Annotated in this window: 16 protein-coding genes; 10 read left to right on the plus strand and 6 right to left on the minus strand. The window is 59.8% G+C overall.

From position 1 onward, the window contains the following. Positions 1–152 precede the first annotated feature (152 nt). The 5 genes from acs to KGB29_RS12805 all read left to right on the plus strand — a co-directional run bounded on the left by acs (position 153) and on the right by KGB29_RS12805 (position 7,633). Positions 153–2,090 (plus strand): acetate--CoA ligase, encoded by a 1,938-nt coding sequence (gene acs / locus KGB29_RS12785; protein ID WP_150813465.1) that lies wholly within the window; start codon positions 153–155, stop codon positions 2,088–2,090. 130 nt (positions 2,091–2,220) lie between these two features. Further along, positions 2,221–3,090: an oxygenase MpaB family protein gene (locus KGB29_RS12790; RefSeq protein WP_150813466.1), complete on the plus strand. Its 870-nt coding sequence runs from the start codon at positions 2,221–2,223 to the stop codon at positions 3,088–3,090. Positions 3,091–3,272: 182 nt separating this feature from the next. After that, positions 3,273–4,289 (plus strand): class I SAM-dependent rRNA methyltransferase, encoded by a 1,017-nt coding sequence (locus KGB29_RS12795; protein ID WP_150813467.1) that lies wholly within the window; start codon positions 3,273–3,275, stop codon positions 4,287–4,289. Between the two features lie 93 nt (positions 4,290–4,382). Beyond that, entirely contained in the window at positions 4,383–7,340 is a 2,958-nt protein-coding gene (locus KGB29_RS12800) for a DUF748 domain-containing protein (RefSeq protein WP_150813468.1), read from the plus strand. Beyond that, positions 7,340–7,633, plus strand: a complete 294-nt coding sequence (locus KGB29_RS12805; RefSeq protein WP_173677975.1) for a DUF2845 domain-containing protein — start codon at positions 7,340–7,342, stop codon at positions 7,631–7,633. The genes KGB29_RS12800 and KGB29_RS12805 overlap by 1 nt, the downstream gene beginning before the upstream one ends. A 266-nt stretch (positions 7,634–7,899) precedes the next feature. On the opposite strand, the gene KGB29_RS12810 is transcribed toward KGB29_RS12805, so the two are convergent. Both KGB29_RS12810 and KGB29_RS12815 read right to left on the minus strand, forming a co-directional pair. Beyond that, the gene (locus KGB29_RS12810) at positions 7,900–8,256 is read right to left on the minus strand and encodes a BON domain-containing protein (RefSeq protein WP_057713265.1); all 357 of its coding nucleotides are present in this window, start codon (positions 8,254–8,256) and stop codon (positions 7,900–7,902) included. Positions 8,257–8,556: 300 nt separating this feature from the next. Then, complete coding sequence (locus KGB29_RS12815; protein ID WP_057713264.1) at positions 8,557–8,976, minus strand: pilin; 420 nt, start codon at positions 8,974–8,976, stop codon at positions 8,557–8,559. A 227-nt stretch (positions 8,977–9,203) separates the two neighbouring features. Between KGB29_RS12815 and KGB29_RS12820 the strand changes: the two genes are divergently transcribed. Genes KGB29_RS12820 through yacG form a run of 4 tightly spaced genes read left to right on the plus strand, consistent with a single transcriptional unit; the run spans position 9,204 to position 12,112 of the window. Further along, a complete protein-coding gene (locus KGB29_RS12820; protein ID WP_150813469.1) occupies positions 9,204–10,421 on the plus strand; it encodes a type II secretion system F family protein in 1,218 nt (405 codons plus the stop codon). Position 10,422: 1 nt separating this feature from the next. After that, a complete protein-coding gene (locus KGB29_RS12825) occupies positions 10,423–11,295 on the plus strand; it encodes a prepilin peptidase (RefSeq protein ID WP_102672244.1) in 873 nt (290 codons plus the stop codon). Continuing rightward, positions 11,292–11,915: a dephospho-CoA kinase gene (gene coaE, locus KGB29_RS12830; RefSeq protein WP_046041800.1), complete on the plus strand. Its 624-nt coding sequence runs from the start codon at positions 11,292–11,294 to the stop codon at positions 11,913–11,915. Before KGB29_RS12825 ends, coaE begins: the two co-directional genes overlap by 4 nt. Further along, positions 11,912–12,112, plus strand: coding sequence for a DNA gyrase inhibitor YacG (yacG, locus tag KGB29_RS12835; protein ID WP_007970539.1), 201 nt, complete (start codon positions 11,912–11,914; stop codon positions 12,110–12,112). The genes coaE and yacG overlap by 4 nt, the downstream gene beginning before the upstream one ends. 35 nt (positions 12,113–12,147) lie before the next feature. On the opposite strand, the gene KGB29_RS12840 is transcribed toward yacG, so the two are convergent. Together KGB29_RS12840 and KGB29_RS12845 are read right to left on the minus strand one after the other, a co-directional pair. Beyond that, positions 12,148–12,837, minus strand: a complete 690-nt coding sequence (locus KGB29_RS12840) for an energy-coupling factor ABC transporter permease (protein WP_007990394.1) — start codon at positions 12,835–12,837, stop codon at positions 12,148–12,150. Between the two features lie 71 nt (positions 12,838–12,908). Continuing rightward, entirely contained in the window at positions 12,909–13,841 is a 933-nt protein-coding gene (locus tag KGB29_RS12845) for a LysR family transcriptional regulator (protein ID WP_150813470.1), read from the minus strand. A 121-nt stretch (positions 13,842–13,962) separates the two neighbouring features. On the opposite strand from KGB29_RS12845, the gene KGB29_RS12850 reads away from it, so the two are divergent. Further along, positions 13,963–14,205 carry a DUF2790 domain-containing protein gene (locus KGB29_RS12850; protein WP_150813471.1) on the plus strand — a complete coding sequence of 81 codons (243 nt, stop codon included), beginning with the start codon at positions 13,963–13,965 and terminating at the stop codon, positions 14,203–14,205. A 9-nt stretch (positions 14,206–14,214) separates the two neighbouring features. Here KGB29_RS12850 and KGB29_RS12855 read toward each other — a convergent pair whose 3' ends face one another. Both KGB29_RS12855 and KGB29_RS12860 read right to left on the minus strand, forming a co-directional pair. Continuing rightward, positions 14,215–15,483, minus strand: a complete 1,269-nt coding sequence (locus KGB29_RS12855; protein WP_150813472.1) for an OprD family porin — start codon at positions 15,481–15,483, stop codon at positions 14,215–14,217. A 16-nt stretch (positions 15,484–15,499) separates the two neighbouring features. Beyond that, the gene (locus KGB29_RS12860; protein ID WP_150813473.1) at positions 15,500–16,720 is read right to left on the minus strand and encodes a benzoate/H(+) symporter BenE family transporter; all 1,221 of its coding nucleotides are present in this window, start codon (positions 16,718–16,720) and stop codon (positions 15,500–15,502) included. Position 16,721 lies beyond the last annotated feature (1 nt).

The following is a 16,721-nucleotide window of genomic DNA, read 5'->3' on the forward strand; positions in this document are numbered from 1 at the left end:
CGCGAAAGCGGTCTGACATTCAACGATGATGGTGAATGTCAGACCGCTTTCGCGAGCAAGCCCGCTCCCACAGTTGTTTTGTGTATGACTTGAACCCATCGACCTCTCGGCGCATCTTTATCCTTGTCGCAAAACAAGCATAAGGAACCGTCATGTTCGATATCAGCACGTTCCCCAAAGCCGATGCCGTCCGCCGGGCCGCACAATTGAGTCAAGACGACTATCAGCGCCTGTACCGCCAATCCGTCGAACACCCCAGCACCTTCTGGGCCGAACAGGCCACGCGTTTTCTCGACTGGAGCGCGCCCTGGGAAACCGTCCAGCGCTACAACCTGAAAACCGGTGAAGCCAGCTGGTTTGCCGGTGCGCAATTGAACGTCAGCTACAACTGTATCGACCGACACCTGGAGAAACGCGGCGATCAGGTCGCCATCATCTGGGAAGGCGACGACCCTGCCGACTCGACATCGATCACCTACAAAAAACTGCATGAAAACGTCTGCCGCCTGGCCAATGTGCTGAAAAACCGTGGCGTGAGAAAAGGCGACCGCGTGTGCATCTACATGCCGATGATTCCCGAGGCGGCCTACGCCATGCTGGCCTGTACCCGTATTGGTGCAGTGCACTCGGTAGTGTTCGGCGGCTTCTCCCCGGACTCGTTGCGCGACCGCATTCTCGACGCCGATTGCCGCACTGTGATCACTGCCGACGAAGGCGTGCGCGGTGGCAAGGTCGTGTCACTCAAGCAGAACGTCGACAAGGCGCTGCAAAGCTGCCCGGACGTGAGCAGCGTGCTGGTGGTCGAGCGCACCGAGGGGCTGGTGAACTGGGTCGAAGGACGGGACATCAAGTACCAGCAGGCCCTGCGCGAAGCCAGCGCCGATTGCCCGCCCGAGCCGATGGACGCCGAAGACCCGCTGTTCATCCTCTACACCTCCGGCAGCACCGGCAAACCCAAAGGCGTGCTGCACACCACCGGTGGCTACCTGCTGCAAGCAGCGATGACCTTCAAGTACGTGCTGGACTACCGCGACGGCGAAGTCTTCTGGTGCACCGCCGACGTAGGCTGGGTCACTGGCCACAGCTACATCGTCTACGGTCCGCTGGCCAACGGCGCGACCACGCTGATTTTCGAAGGCGTGCCGAACTACCCGAGTACCTCGCGCTTCTGGCAGGTGATCGACAAGCACAAGGTGAACATTTTCTACACTGCCCCGACGGCCCTGCGCGCACTGATGCGCGAAGGCCCGGAACCGTTGAAGCAAACATCCCGCGCCAGCGTCAGGCTACTCGGCACGGTTGGCGAACCGATCAACCCGGAAGCCTGGGAATGGTATTTCCATGAGGTCGGCGAAGAGCGTTGCCCGATCGTCGACACCTGGTGGCAGACCGAAACCGGCGGCATCATGCTCAGCCCGCTGGTCAGTGCCCAGCGGATCAAGCCCGGTTGTGCGACACAACCGATGTTCGGCGTGCAACCGGTGCTGCTCGACGAGCAAGGCAAGGAAATCAAGGGCGCTGGCAGCGGCGTACTGGCCATAAAGTCCAGCTGGCCTGCACAAATCCGCAGTGTCTATCGCGACCCGCAACGCATGGTCGACACCTACTTCAAGCCCTACCCCGGCTACTACTTCACCGGTGACGGCGCGCGGCGCGATGAAGATGGCGACTACTGGATCACCGGGCGCATCGACGATGTGATCAACGTGTCCGGCCACCGTATCGGCACCGCCGAAGTGGAAAGCGCCCTGGTGCTGCACGAGAGCATCGCCGAGGCCGCTGCGGTCGGTTATCCCCACGACATCAAGGGCCAAGGCATCTATGTCTTCGTCACACCCATGAACGGCATCGAAACCAACGATGAACTGAAGACAGAATTGCTGGCCCTGGTCAGCAAGGAAATCGGCAGTTTCGCCAAACCGGACTTGATCCAATGGGCGCCGGCCTTGCCGAAAACCCGCTCAGGCAAGATCATGCGGCGCATTCTGCGTAAGATTGCCTGCAACGAACTGGACAATCTGGGCGACACTTCGACCTTGGCCGATCCAAGCGTGGTACAAGGCTTGATCGATAAACGCCTGAATCAATAACGTTCTGTCTTCTGTAGGAGCGAGCTCGCTCGCGATGAACTCAAGCGCGCCGCGTGCATTCAGGAAAAACGCGTTACCGTTAACGTCCATCGCGAGCAGGCTCGCTCCTACAGAAAATTACAGAGTGGCCATGGAATTCATCCGCACCCGCATCGAAACCCAGATCATGAGCCTGACCGGTTTGTCTTTGGGCAAACTCGACCTGGAAAACCCCAAGGGCGACCCCGGGCTGTTCGGGCCAGACTCGGTGAGCTGGCAAGTCCATGGCGATTTCAGCAGCATGCTGATCGGTGGCATCAGTGCCCTGATGCTGCAGGCCCTGCACCCGCTGGCATTGGCCGGGGTCTGGGACCATTCGAACTTTCGTGAAGACATGCTCGGCCGCCTGCGCCGCACCGGGCAGTTCATATCCGGCACCACGTTCGGCTCTCGACAGGATGCCGACTGGCTGATCGAAAAAGTCCGCACCATCCATTTGCAGATCACCGGTACAGCGCCGGACGGACGTGCCTACGCCGCCAGCGATCCCGAACTGCTGACGTGGGTGCATGTGGCGGAAGTCAGCAACTTCCTCGCCGCGCATTTGCGCTATCGCAACCCGCACCTGTCCCCGGTCGATCAGGATCGCTACTACGCTGAAATCGCCTTGGTTGCCGAGCGGCTCGGAGCCAGGGATGTGCCCCGTACGCGGCAGGAAATTGCCGACTATCTTGAGCGTATGCGCCCTCAGTTGCTGTGCGACGAACGCAGTCGGGAAGTCCTGCGCCTGTTGCTGAACGCCCCCTCTCCCAGTCGCTTGGCCAAGCCTATCGGTGGTCTGATGATGCAGGCCGGGATCGACCTGCTGCCGGACTGGGCCAGCGACATGCTCGGCGCCAGTCAGAACCCGCTGCAACGCAAGCTGATCCGCGCCAGCGTCAATCGCAGTGCGCCGATGCTGCGCTGGGCAGTGCGTAATGGGTCGGTGCAGCGGGCCAAGCGGCGAATGGGGATTACTTAGAAAGAACAAAGTCAAAAGCTTCGCGAGCAAGCCCGCTCCCACACTGGATCTATGTCGATCGCAAGTTTTACGTTCACAGAAAATCCAATGTGGGAGCGGGCTTGCTCGCGAAGGCAGCGCCTCGGTCCCGCGCCAAAACTGTTAAACTCCCGCGCCCAATTCCCTCCTGCAAGGCGCCCAGCATGTCTTCCTTGAATCAGGCGCTGCGCGCCGCCCTCGATCAACGCCAGGACCTGCTCGCCGAACTGCACCTGCAGGGCACCGATTGCTATCGCCTCTTCCACGGTAGCCAGGAAGGCGCCGGTGGCCTGACCATCGACCGCTACGGCCCGCAGCTGTTGGTGCAAAGTTTCCACCAGGCGCTGGAGCGCGAGACGCTGCTGCAACTGCACGAAGCGATCAATCAACACCTGGGTTTTGAAACCCTGCTGGTCTACAACGACCGCTCCCGCGGCAACTCGCGCATCGATCGCGATGACATCGTCTACCGCGCCGACGAAGCCGCCCTGCAAGACCTGGTCGGCCACGAATGGGGCCTGAACTATCGGGTGCGCGGTCGCCATGCCGGACAGGACCCGCTGCTGTTCCTCGACCTGCGCAACACCCGCGGCTGGGTCAAGGATCACAGCAAGAACAAAAGCGTGCTGAACCTGTTTGCCTACACCTGTGGTGTCGGCCTCAGTGCCGCCGCCGGTGGCGCACGCGAGGTGTGCAACCTGGACTTCGCCGAAGGCAACCTGGCGGTCGGTCGGGAGAACGGGCAGCTCAACCCGCAGTTGCCGACCATGGAATTTATCCAGTCCGACTACTTCCCGGCCATTCGCCAACTGGCCGGCCTGCCGATCAGCCAGCGCCGCGGGCAAAAACTTCCGAGCTATCAGCGCCTGGAACAGCGCCAGTACGATCTGGTGCTGCTGGACCCTCCGGCCTGGGCCAAGAGTGCATTCGGCACCGTCGACCTGCTGCGCGACTACCAGAGCCTGCTCAAACCGGCCTTGCTGACCACTGCCGACAACGGCGTGCTGATCTGCTGCAACAACCTGGCGAAAGTCAGCATGGACGACTGGCGCGAACAGGTTTTGCGTTGTGCAGAGAAGGCCGGGCGGCCGGTGCGTGAATGGACCGTGATGAAACCGGGCGCCGATTTTCCGTCAATGGATCAACAGCCACCGCTGAAAACCCTGATCCTGCAGCTCTGACCGTCGTCGGAGAAATCTGAAAATTCATGAACAGGCCAATCACTTCGGAACCGGAAACGCGTGCCATACTCCAAGGCTATCCGATTCAGACAGATGAAGCCGCACATGCACAAAGGATTGATTCGCGCCATCGGCGCCTTGTTGACTGCTCTGGCCCTCTACAGCTTGCTGGGTTTTCTGATTTTACCGGGTGTCGCGTTGCGCGTTGCCAACCAGCAACTGGCCAACTACGCCACTACACCCGCGACCATCCAGCGGATCGAATTCAATCCATTCAGCCTTGAACTGACCCTTTGGGGCTTGAACATCGGCGAACCCGGCAAGGAGCAGGTCGGTTTCGAGCGCCTGTACGCCAATCTGCAATTCGACAGCCTGTGGACCAAGGCGGTGCACCTGTCTGATGTCGAACTGACCAAGCCCAAGACCGAAATCCTGTTCAGCAAGGACGGCAAACTCAATCTGCTCGGGCTGTTCAAACTGCCAGAGAGCGAACCCACGCCGGCCGCCCCGGATGCCAAGCCGTTTCCACTGCGCATCGAGCGGATCAAACTGGCGGGCGGCGCCGTGCATTTTGAAGATGCCCGGCCCAGCGAGCCCATCGAGTTTCTCTACGACACACTCGATTTCGAACTGAAGAACCTCAGTACCCTGCCCGATGACAGCGCAGACATGACCCTGGTGGCCATCGGCCCCAATGGCGGACAGATCGACTGGACCGGCAACTTCAGCCTGATCCCGATCGCCTCCGAAGGTAAGCTGAAAATCACTGACGGCAAGATGAAAGCCTTTTGGCCCTATGTGCGCGATGCCGTGCCACTGGATCTCGAAAACGGCGTCATGAGCATCAGCACCGACTACAAACTCAACCTGGCCAAGGAAACCGAGCTGCTACTGAGCAATGTAGCGGTCAGCATCGCCCCCTTCGCGATCAAGGCTCCGGATGGCCGGCCGCTGGTAAAGCTCGAGCGCCTGGACGTCAGCGAAACCACCGTGGACCTGGCCAAGCAGCAAGTGGTGGTGGGCAAGATCCGCAGCCACAAACTGGAAACCTGGGCCGCGCTGGAATCGGACGGCCAACTCGACTGGCAGAAACTGTTCGCCAGCCAGCCGGCCAAACACTCTGCCAAAGCCATGGCGGATGCCGAACCGACCAGCACTCCGGCGGCGGCAGACTCACCGAAACCTGAACCGGCCGTGCCAGACAAACCCTGGCAGGTGCTGCTCAAGGATGTGCAACTGCGCGACTACAAGGTGCATCTGGCTGACCGCAAGGCACAACCCGCCGTCGCCCTGGAACTGAGTCCGCTGAACCTCGACCTGCAAAATTTCGACAGCCTCAACGGTTCCCCCTTTACCCTCAAGCTCGATACCGGTGTAGGCAAGCAAGGCAAGATCATGGCCGACGGCGAGGTCAACCTGGCCCCGGTCAGCGCCAGGCTGAAGGTACAGACCAAGGACATCGACCTGCGGGTTGCCCAGTCCTACATCACGCCGTTCATTCGCCTGGAACTGCGCAGCGGCATGCTCGGCAGCGATCTGGCGGTAGACCTGAAAAGCACCGAGCCCTTGGCCTTCGGCGTCACCGGCCGTGCCCAGGTCGATCAGTTGCACACCCTGGACACCTTGAAAACCCGCGACTTCCTCAAGTGGCAGCAGGTCGTGGTCGATGGCCTGAACTATCAGCATGGGGACAGCCTGTCGATCGACAAGATCAACCTGTTCCAGCCCTATGCGCGGTTCATGATCAACGATGATCGCACCACCAACATCGATGACCTGCTGATTCCACAGCCAGCGGATTCCGGGGCAAAACCGGCGGCGAACAAACCGGCCAGCAACGAAAAACCGTTGGGCATCCACATCGGCGGCATTTTCATCAATGACGGTTCGGCCAACTTCGCCGACTTCAGCCTGACCCCGAACTTCGCCACCGCCATCCAGCAACTCAACGGGCAGATCGGCACCATCGACAGCCGCCGGCCGAAACCGGCCAGTGTCGACGTCAAGGGCAAGGTCGATCGCTACGCACCGGTGACCATCAAGGGCTCGGTCAATCCGTTCGACCCGATGGCCAGCCTCGACATCGCCACCAGCTTCAAACGCGTGGAACTGACCACGCTGACGCCCTACTCCGGCAAGTTCGCCGGCTACCGTATCCGCAAGGGCCGGCTCAATCTCGACCTGCACTACCAGATCACCAAGGGTCAGCTCAAAGCTGAAAACAAAGTGGTGGTCGAACAACTGCAACTGGGTGAAAAAGTCGACAGCCCGGATGCCGTGAGCCTGCCACTGAAACTGGCCATTGCCTTGCTCAAGGACGTCGACGGCAAGATCTCCATCGAACTGCCGGTCACTGGCGACCTGAACAACCCTCAGTTCAGCGTCATGCCGATTATCTGGCAGACCCTGCGCAACCTGATCGTCAAGGCCGCGGCAGCACCGTTCAAACTCATTGGCGGCTTGGTCAACGGTGGTGGTTCGGAAGACCTGGGCAGCGTTTCATTCGCAGCCGGTTCCAGCGAATTGAGCAAGGACGCCGAAGGCGCCCTCGACAAACTGTCCAAGGCGCTCAAGGAACGCCCGGCCCTGCGCCTGGAAATCGAAGGCACCGCCGCCCAGAGCAGCGATGGCCCGCTGATCGCCGAACAACGCCTGGAGCGTGAATACCAGTACAACTACTACAAAATGCTCCAGCGCCGCGGTGACAAGGTCCCGGCCCAGGCTTCGTTGCTGGAAGTGCCGGACGGAGAAAAGGGCCCGCTGCTCGAAGGTATCTACCGCACCCGCCTGAAAACCCAGCCCCCTGCCGAATGGAAGGACCTGGGCAAGGAAGAACGCACCGCGAAAATGCGTGCCGAGGTGATCAAGTTCTGGAGTGCCAGCGACGTACTGTTGCGTCAACTGGGCCAGGAACGCGCCAGCAGCATCAAAGATTATCTGGTCGACAAGGCCCAGTTGGAAGATGACCGGGTGTACTTCATCGATGCCAATCTGGGCGAGGCGCAAAGCGACGGCCGCGTGGTGACGCCGATGCATCTGGATGCCGAGTGATGCATCGGCAGCTGGCAGGCCTGGCTCTGGCGCTCTCCGTCAGTCAGGCCTGGGCGGCCGATACCCTGCGCTGTGGCAGCCAGTTGATCAGCGTCGGCGATCGCTCGAGTGAGGTCGTGCAGAAATGCGGTGAGCCGGTCAGCCGCGACTTGCTGGGGTACAAGCGCAGTGCCGATCGACGCGAGGAGTTTCAGGTCGAGGAGTGGACCTACGGACCGAATGGCGGGATGTATCAATACTTGCGGTTCGAAGGTAATCGGCTGAAACAGATCACCAGTAAACGCGGCAATTGATTAGCACTATCCAATGTGGGAGCGGGCTTGCTCGCGAAGGCGATAGATCAGTCAACTTATTGGTTGAATGACACACCGCTTTCGCGAGCAAGCCCGCTCCCACATTGGGTTTTCAGCGTTACATATAGAACAGGCCCCGGCAATAAATGCACGGGGCCTGTGACGGCCACATCCTTATGGCCTTTCGCATGAACACTCAGGTTGCAACAGACGTATGACTCTGCCCGTCTGTCGCGCCTTCTCCCGGTCCAGGCGAGAAGCCTGCCTTACTCGGCTTTGAGGCCGTCAGCGGAGACCGCCTTGACGCCTTTGATTTTCTTGGTGATGGCCACAGCCGCTTCTTTTTGCGAATCGGTCACGGCGGTGGTCGACGACAGCGATACCACGCCTTTGTTGGTTTCAACTTTGATGTCGCTACCTGGAATGCCTTTTTCAGTCATCAGGTCAGCCTTGACTTTGGTGGTGATCCAGGTGTCGGAAGTATCTTCTTTCACTTCGGTCATTTCACCGGCAGCCAGCACCATTGGCGACTGGGTTGCCTGGGTGGTTTGAGCAAACGCGGCGTTGGCCATGGTCAGGGTCAGCGCGGTAGCAGCAGCGGCAGTGATAGCGAACTTCTTCATACGAGTAACTCCTGTTTTTCGGAAAGTCTGCCGGATGTCTTGTCGGCAGGGTTACCAAGGATATTGCGAACGCTGTGCCAACTTTGAAAAAGGAACTAAAACCTTATTAATCAATAAGTTACAAAACAAGCCAACTTTCGAAATCATGCAAAATGCACGAGAAGCACAAACACTGCATGCAAGTTGCGGGTTTATGGAAAGTTCCTAAGATGCTGAAATTTCTGAGCTTTATCTGCAACATTTGACGACGGGTCGACAAACAGGAAAATCCCCGCAAAAGCGGGGACTTGATTCAGCAATTCATGCCGCAGAACCGGAACACCCTTTAGGCAAGTAGTCCTCGGTAACGCTGCTCTTGCATGACCAGCCTTTGGCTTCGTCCCGTGTCAGGGTGACAGTTTTGCCCTGGACCACCCCCGGGGCATTGTGCAACGTACAAACGATTGATCCCGCCCCCGGCGTTGTAGCCGTCACAGACAGGGCGCAATGGTTGGTCGATGTCTTGCCAGCGGGCGCCACGTTGGCAATTGTCGGCGTTTCCCCCTGGCTGATCACATCCTCGAACGGCACCTTCATTGCAGTCAGCTCGGCCATCGCCGCCGTGACCTTGGCCCGCGCCTGGTACTTGGAATACATCGGCAGGCCCAGGGTTGCCAGGATCCCGATGATCGCTACCACGACGAGCAACTCGATCAGGGTAAAACCTTTCTGATAGTTCATGTACAAGCTCCATGCATGAGTCGAAGGCTCATGACCTGCCCCATGGCAGCACAGCCTGTGCCAAGGCCAGAAGCCCCTGTTGACCGGGGGCGTGGTGTTCGCAAAGCCCTTACTTACTACCAAGATCAGTACTATCTGACGTTTTTTGTCACATCACCCTTGCGGGTTTGGCCCCATCCTTTGACTAGGCTATAAGAGCAATTCAATCGGAATACCCAGGACTGAACATGGCGGTCAAGGCAGCGAAAATCAGCGTGTATGCGTGGGAAGGCATCGACCGCAAAGGCACAAAAGTGACCGGCGAACTCAGCGCTCAAAACCCGGCGCTGATCAAGGCGAAACTGCGCAAGCAAGGCATCAGTCCGGGCAAGGTTCGCAAAAAAAACCATTCGGTTTTCAGCATGGGCAAGCGTATCAAGGCCCAGGACATTGCCCTGTTCACCCGGCAAATGGCGACGATGATGAAGGCCGGCGTGCCGTTGTTGCAGTCCTTCGACATCATCGGCGAGGGCTTCGACAATCCGGCCATGCGCAAGCTGGTGGACGAACTGAAACAGGAAGTTGCGGCAGGCAGCAGTTTCGCCGCCGCCCTGCGCAAGAAGCCCCGGTATTTCGATGAGCTGTATTGCAACCTGGTGGATGCCGGCGAGCAGGCCGGTGCCCTCGACACCCTTTTGGAGCGGGTCGCGACCTACAAGGAAAAAAGCGAAAGCCTCAAGGCCCGGATCAGGAAAGCCATGACCTACCCGCTGGTGGTGGTGTTCGTCGCGGCGATTGTCACCGGGATCCTGCTGGTCAATGTCGTGCCGCAGTTCGAATCGGTGTTCAAAGGCTTTGGCGCCGAACTGCCGGCCTTCACCGTGATGGTCATTGGCCTCTCGCAATTCATGCAAGCCTGGTGGTGGGTGGTCCTTGTCACGCTGATCACGATGACCTTCGGCGTAAGCCACGCCCTCAGGACATCCCCGGCCTTGCGTGACCGGATGGACACCTGGCTGCTGAAACTGCCGCTGGTGGGCACCCTGATGCACAAGTCCGCCGTGGCCCGGTTCGCCCGTACTTTGTCGACCACTTTCGCTGCCGGCGTGCCGCTGGTGGAGGCTCTGGAATCAGTGGCCGGTGCGACCGGCAATAGCGTGTTCAAGCGCGCGGTATTGCGCATCCGGCAGGACATCTCGACCGGCATGCAATTGCATTTCGCCATGCGCACCTGCGGCGTCTTTCCGAACATGGCGATACAAATGACTGCAATTGGCGAAGAGTCCGGCACCCTGGACGCTATGCTCGACAAAGTCGCGGGGTTCTACGAAGACAACGTCGATAACATGGTCGATAACCTCACCAGCCTGATGGAGCCGTTCATCATGGTGGTGCTGGGTGTTATCGTCGGTGGACTGGTAGTTGCCATGTACCTGCCCATCTTCCAACTTGGCTCAGCGATCTGACATGCCCTTGAATGAAATCCTGACTCAATCTGCGCTGGCCTTTGTCCTTCTCGCAGGCATCACCGGCCTGCTGGTCGGCAGCTTCCTCAATGTCGTGATCTGGCGCCTGCCAAAAATGCTCGAACGCGACTGGCGCGAGCAGGCCCATGACATTCTCGGGCTGCCAGGCGAAACGCCGCTGCCGACCTACAACCTGTTGCTGCCCCACTCCCAGTGCCCGCACTGCGGTCACCGCATCCGCGCCTGGGAAAACATCCCGCTGCTCAGCTATGTGTTTTTGCGCGGCCGCTGCTCAGCCTGTGCGGCCGCGATCAGCCCGCGCTATCCGTTGACCGAACTGGCCTGCGGCCTGTTGTCGGCATTTGTTGCCTGGCACTTCGGCTTCGGTTGGCCCGCCTGCCTGATGCTGGTCCTGAGCTGGGGTTTGCTGGCGATGAGCCTGATCGACGCCGAGCATCAGATATTGCCGGACGTACTGGTGCTGCCGTTGATATGGCTGGGGTTGATCGTCAACAGTTTCGGCCTGTTCGTGTCGTTGCACGAGGCGCTTTGGGGGGCGATAGCCGGCTACAGCCTGCTGTGGTCGGTGTTCTGGCTGTTCAAGCTGATCACGGGCAAGGACGGCATGGGCTACGGTGATTTCAAGTTGCTGGCGATGCTGGGCGCCTGGGGTGGCTGGCAGATTTTGCCGCTGACCATCCTGCTGTCCTCGCTGGTGGGGGCCATTATCGGGCTGATGCTGCTGCGCTGGCGCAATGCAAAAACCTCGACACCTATCCCTTTCGGTCCCTATCTGGCCATTGCCGGCTGGATTGCGTTGCTCTGGGGTGGTCAAATAACCGACCTCTATTGGCAGTTTGTCGGTTTGAAATGAATAGCCCTGTGGAAAAACCCTGGATTCTCGGCCTGACCGGCGGCATCGGCAGCGGCAAAAGTGCGGCCGCCCAACACTTCATCGATCTTGGCGTGCATGTGGTCGACGCCGATCATGCCGCTCGCTGGGTCGTTGAACCCGGTCGCCCGGCACTGGCACAAATCGCCGAACACTTCGGCCCCGGCGTGCTGCAGGCCGACGGGCAACTGGACCGCGCCGCGCTACGCAAATTGATCTTCGAAGTGCCAGAAGAACGCCGCTGGCTGGAGGCCCTCCTGCATCCGCTGATCGGCGAAGAAATCGCTCACCACCTGGCGCTGGCAAAATCGCCTTATGCGATTCTGGTTTCGCCGCTGCTGATCGAGTCCGGGCAATACGCCATGACCCAACGGGTGCTGGTGATCGATGCCCCCGAACAATTGCAGATCGAACGTACCCTGCAACGTGACCAGACCAGCGAGCAGCAGGTCCAGGCGATCCTCAAGGCCCAGTCCAGTCGCCAGGATCGCGTGAGCCATGCCGACGACGTCGTGGTCAACGACCGCGACCTTGCCTGGCTGCACAGCGAGGTCGAACGCCTGCATCATTTTTATCTTTCTTTGCGTGGAGGCCAGTCATGAGCCAACCAACAACCGTCGAATGCCCAACCTGTGGCGCCCCCGTGGAATGGACCGCCGAGAGCAAATTCCGGCCATTCTGTTCCGACCGCTGCAAACTGATCGACCTGGGTGCCTGGGCGTCCGAAGAACACAAGATTCCAGTGGCTCCCGATGCCGAGGACGAGATGTTCAGCGGTGACTTCGACCCGCGCCATTGATCCATCGAGTGGGCGATTCCAGGTTTTGATGCGGATCAGGACTTGGGATCGTCGTCCTTCCAGGGAGCCGAGAGGTAGCGCGTGCGGTTGAACGTCTCAAGCCACTCCGGACAAAACACGACCAGCGCACTGACGATCATGCCGTTGATAAACGCTTCGGGAAAAATGATCAGCCATAGATATCCGACAAAATCTTCCAGCCAGTACGGCATGGCAAAACGCTCGTCGAACCATAACAACCAAAGCGCCAGCAGCAGACACAGCAACGCCGACAGCGCTGCGGCAAAAAATCCGGAAACGAAGATATACACGAAGGGATTTCGTGGCTGCGCCCTCTCCACCAGAATGGCGCAGCACTCGGTGACCAGCACCGGCAACGCGATCAACAGCGCGCCATTGACCCCGACCGCCGCCAGGTCCTGTCGCCCGAGCAACACCAGCCCCGTTTGCGCCACCAGGCCCCCCACCAGCGCCAGCGGCCAGTCCAGCAGTAGCGTCACTGCGGTCATGCCGATGAAGTGGTAAGACACGCCGGTATCAAAGTCGCGCCGCACCAGCCACAACAGAAACAGCGCAAACACCGTTCCAAACAGCAGATGCTGACGACGGCTGTCGGTGAACAGTTCAACCCACGGCGCGCGACAGATCGCCCAGATCAACACCGGCACATAGATCAGCCAGCCGACCGCAAGGGTTTGCGATGACAGCAACTCTGCACCGATCATGGCTACGTGCGCCTCCCAGGCGAAGAACAACAGGCACTCAGTCTACACCGCCGCCCGCATGCCCTTCGACTTCAAGCCCAATGCCGCGGATCGTTCATCACCGCGTCATGTTCGGCGAACAGCTTCGGTAGCTCAGACTTGAGAAAGTCCACCCAGGTGCGGACCTTGGCATCGAGAAAGCGTCGCGAAGGATACAGCGCATACACATTGCGTTCGCGCAGGCGCCATGCAGGTAACACACGCAGCAAAGTACCGTCGCTCAAGGGCCGCGTCGCGGTGTAGAACGGCAGCAAGCTGATGCCCATGCCCGCCTCCGAAGCCTTGACCATCGACTCGGCAACATTGCACTGAAAGGTCTTGGCCGGGCTGACGGCGTGCTCGCCGTCCTGGTCGTGGAAAAGCCATTGATCGCCGTACAGCGGGTCGAGCATGCGCAGGCACTGATGATCGCTCAGCGCCAGCGGCTGCTGCGGCACACCCCGGCGTCGCAGATAGGCCGGGGAGGCACAGGGCACGCTGTAGATCTGCCCGATGGCTTGCGCAACCATTTGCGAATCGGCAAGTTCCGGAGCGATCGAAATCACCACATCGTGCCCCTCCTCCAGCGGATCGGGATTGCGCTGCGACAAGGTCAGCTCGAACACTACATCGGGATAAAGCTCGCTGTAGCGGGCGATCAACGGCGTGAGCAGCACACCCAGGCCGTTCATGCTGTGCACCCGCAGGCGTCCGGCCGGATTGATATGAGCGCCACGGGCCTCGGCCGTCGCCTCATCCATGGCTTCGACGATTTGCCGGCTGCGCAGCAGGAAGCGCTCGCCGGCGTCGGTCAGGCTCAAGCGCCGCGTGGTGCGTTGCAGCAGCCGCGCCTGTACATGTTCCTCCAGATCCGCCACCAATCGGGATACCTGCGCGGTCGACAGATCCAGCGCATCGGCAGCCCCGGTGAAACTGGCGCAGTCCACCACCCGGATGAATACGCGCAAGTTGTTAAGCACATCCATAAGCCCCCCTCGGGCGATGACTGTTACGTTTTATGTAAGGCTGCATCCGCCGTTCGCCCCTTTATCCGTCGGTGGCAAAGACTAAAATTCAGACATCAAAACCGATACGGAGCACGCCAACATGAAAACGTTGATCAGCTTGTTGCTGACCGTCATCGCCACCTCGGCCATGGCCGCTGACAACGAGCCCCTCACAGTCCTGTACAACCCGGCGCAGCCACTGGACATCGCCAGCGTGGTTTCTGTGTCGAACACCGCGACTGCGTGCGGGGTCGTACCGGCGACCATGGTGTATGTCGATCATCAGGGCCAGACCCACCGTGTGACCTACAACGTCATGGGTGATTGCACCAGCAACCTGTGATCACCGGGCTCACAGCAAGGTCCACGTGTAGCTGAGGATCAAGCGGTTCTCGTCGATATCACTGCGGTAGTTTGAACGCGCCATCGCATTGCGCACGCGAATGCCCAAACCTTTGAGGCTGCCGCTCTGCAACACATAGCCGAGGTCCAGGTCACGTTCGCGATCCTTGCCCTCATAGCCCTTGCCGGTATCGACATTGTTGCCGCTGATGTAGCGCACGGTACTGGTCAGCCCCGGTACGCCGAGCGCCGCGAAGTCGTAGTCGTAACGCGCCTGCCAGGAACGTTCATCGGTGAAGGCGAACTCATAGGTCGGCACTTCGTTGCCCAGCGGCGAGATGTTGGCAAATACCCGTGGAAATGCGCTGTCGCCGAACATGCCCTGATAGCCGACGTAAAACGTATGGCCGCCACGCTTGGCCGACAGCAACGAGAAGAACGCCTGGTTGTCGATATTGCCCAGCAGTTTTTTGCCGTCTTCACGCGAATCGTAGTAACCGAGGTTGGCGCCGAGGATCCAGTCGCCCACTGGCTCACTGTGCTTTAAGCCCAGAAAACGCTGGTTGTAGATATCTTCCAGTTGCCCGTACCAGGCGCTGACCGAGCTGCGCTTGTCATTGAACGCATAATCAGCGCCGGCAAAATTGAAACCGTCACTGCTGACCTGACGCTGCGGCACGTGACCCAGCATCGCCTGCATCTTTTCGTCGCCAGCCTCGTTGCGCAGGCTGGTTGAACTCAAGTGACCACCCTGCAGCGTCAGGCCATTGATCTCGTTGGAGGTGATGCTTGCGCCCTGATAACTGGGTGGCAGCAGGCGAATATCGCTGAATGCCAATACCGGCAGGTTGGGTTGCAACTCACCGACTTTCAGCTCGGTTTTGGAGTAGCGCATCTTCAACGCGCCTTCCAGACGGCTGTAGTTGTCTGCCGCGCGGCCATCGTCCTGCACCGGCAACAAACCGGTATTGGTCCGGTCCGGAGCACTGTCGAGCTTGAGACCGAGCAAGCCGATAACGTCCACCCCAAACCCGACGGTGCCCTGGGTGTATCCGGACTTCACGTTGAGGATGAAACCCTGGGCCCACTCTTCAGCCTTCGATTGCTGGTTGGCGCCGACGATGTCGGAATAGTCGCGGCTGAAGTAGTAATTGCGTGCCTGCAACGTTGCGCTGGTGTCTTCGATAAAGCCGGTTTCAGCTGCCATCGCACCCGTGGAAAAACCCGAGACGACAGCCAGGGACAACGCAGAACCGGTTGTTGGGAGAATCTGTTTCATCGTTTTTCTCTTATTGTTATTGATCGACTGATTGAAGGACTTCAGTTGCAGTGGATTTGCGACGGGGAACGGGACGACGGGCGCTCAACAGCACATGGGTGACCATGCCGAAAATCAGCCCCCAGAACGCCGCGGACAAACCAAACAACGACATGCCCGAAGCCGTGACCAGAAAGGTCACCAGCGCGGCTTCGCGATCGCTCGGTACCGCCATCGCGCCGGTCAACGCGCCGGCAATGGCGGCGAACAGGGCCAGCCCGGCCAGCGCCGCGATCAACTCTTTGGGGAACGCTGAAAACAGCGAGACCAGCGTGGCGCCGAAGATCCCCAGCAGCAGGTAGCACAGGCCGCCGACGACCCCGGCCACGTAGCGTTTGCGAGGGTCTTCGTGGGCTTCGCGACCGGTGCAGATCGCCGCGGTGATCGCCGCCAGATTCAGTCCGTGGCAACCAAACGGCGCCAGCAACGCCGTGCCCAGCGCGCTACTGGCGATGATCGGGCTCGCCGGCGTCGGATAACCGCTGGCGCGCAGCACCGCCATGCCGGGCACGAACTGACCGGTCAGCGCCACCATCACCAGTGGCAAGGCGATGTTCAGGATCGCGCCCAGGCTGAACTCGGGCGTGATCCACACCGGCGTGGCCAGGCCGATCACCAGCGCTTCACGGTGCAACTCACCGGTGAACGCGGCAATCGAACAGCCCATCAGCAGCACCATCATCACCGCATAACGCGGCATCACACGCTTGCAGATCAGGTAGCAGGCAAACATCGCCAGGACCAGCAACGGCTTGCGCTGCATCGACACGAACAAGCCAGTGCCGAAACTGAACAGGATCCCCGCCAGCATCGCCGCCGCGATGGCGGCGGGCAGTTTGCTGATGATCCGGTCGAAAGCGCCCGAGATGCCAACCACGAAAATGATCAGGCTGCTGACCAGATACGCCCCCACCGCCTCTGCCATGGAGATGTCCGGCAACAGCGTCACCAGCAACGCCGAGCCCGGCGCCGACCAGGCAATGATCACGGGAACGCGGTAGCGCAAGCTCAAACCGATACCGAGCACGGCACTGCCGATGGAGATCGCCCAGATCCAGGACGACAACACTTCCCGCGAAAGATGTGCCGCTTCTGCCGCCTGAAAGATGATCACCAACGGGCCGGCATAGGAAATCACCGTGGCAATGAATCCAGCCACGGCGGCTGACAACGAGAAGTCCTGGAAAAACGCTTTCATG

The organism is Pseudomonas sp. BF-B-30, assembly GCF_019956305.1.
Classification (GTDB): domain Bacteria; phylum Pseudomonadota; class Gammaproteobacteria; order Pseudomonadales; family Pseudomonadaceae; genus Aquipseudomonas; species Aquipseudomonas jessenii.

Excerpts from the sequence above, each read along its gene's own strand:
- acs (WP_150813465.1), top strand. The coding sequence starts at position 153 with ATGTTCGATATCAGCACGTTCCCCAAAGCCGATGCCGTCCGCCGGGCC.
- KGB29_RS12790 (WP_150813466.1), top strand. The coding sequence starts at position 2,221 with ATGGAATTCATCCGCACCCGCATCGAAACCCAGATCATGAGCCTGACC.
- KGB29_RS12795 (WP_150813467.1), top strand. The coding sequence starts at position 3,273 with ATGTCTTCCTTGAATCAGGCGCTGCGCGCCGCCCTCGATCAACGCCAG.
- KGB29_RS12800 (WP_150813468.1), top strand. The coding sequence starts at position 4,383 with ATGAAGCCGCACATGCACAAAGGATTGATTCGCGCCATCGGCGCCTTG.
- KGB29_RS12805 (WP_173677975.1), top strand. The coding sequence starts at position 7,340 with ATGCATCGGCAGCTGGCAGGCCTGGCTCTGGCGCTCTCCGTCAGTCAG.
- KGB29_RS12810 (WP_057713265.1), bottom strand. The coding sequence starts at position 8,256 with ATGAAGAAGTTCGCTATCACTGCCGCTGCTGCTACCGCGCTGACCCTG.
- KGB29_RS12815 (WP_057713264.1), bottom strand. The coding sequence starts at position 8,976 with ATGAACTATCAGAAAGGTTTTACCCTGATCGAGTTGCTCGTCGTGGTA.
- KGB29_RS12820 (WP_150813469.1), top strand. The coding sequence starts at position 9,204 with ATGGCGGTCAAGGCAGCGAAAATCAGCGTGTATGCGTGGGAAGGCATC.
- KGB29_RS12825 (WP_102672244.1), top strand. The coding sequence starts at position 10,423 with ATGCCCTTGAATGAAATCCTGACTCAATCTGCGCTGGCCTTTGTCCTT.
- coaE (WP_046041800.1), top strand. The coding sequence starts at position 11,292 with ATGAATAGCCCTGTGGAAAAACCCTGGATTCTCGGCCTGACCGGCGGC.
- yacG (WP_007970539.1), top strand. The coding sequence starts at position 11,912 with ATGAGCCAACCAACAACCGTCGAATGCCCAACCTGTGGCGCCCCCGTG.
- KGB29_RS12840 (WP_007990394.1), bottom strand. The coding sequence starts at position 12,837 with ATGATCGGTGCAGAGTTGCTGTCATCGCAAACCCTTGCGGTCGGCTGG.
- KGB29_RS12845 (WP_150813470.1), bottom strand. The coding sequence starts at position 13,841 with ATGGATGTGCTTAACAACTTGCGCGTATTCATCCGGGTGGTGGACTGC.
- KGB29_RS12850 (WP_150813471.1), top strand. The coding sequence starts at position 13,963 with ATGAAAACGTTGATCAGCTTGTTGCTGACCGTCATCGCCACCTCGGCC.
- KGB29_RS12855 (WP_150813472.1), bottom strand. The coding sequence starts at position 15,483 with ATGAAACAGATTCTCCCAACAACCGGTTCTGCGTTGTCCCTGGCTGTC.
- KGB29_RS12860 (WP_150813473.1), bottom strand. The coding sequence starts at position 16,720 with ATGAAAGCGTTTTTCCAGGACTTCTCGTTGTCAGCCGCCGTGGCTGGA.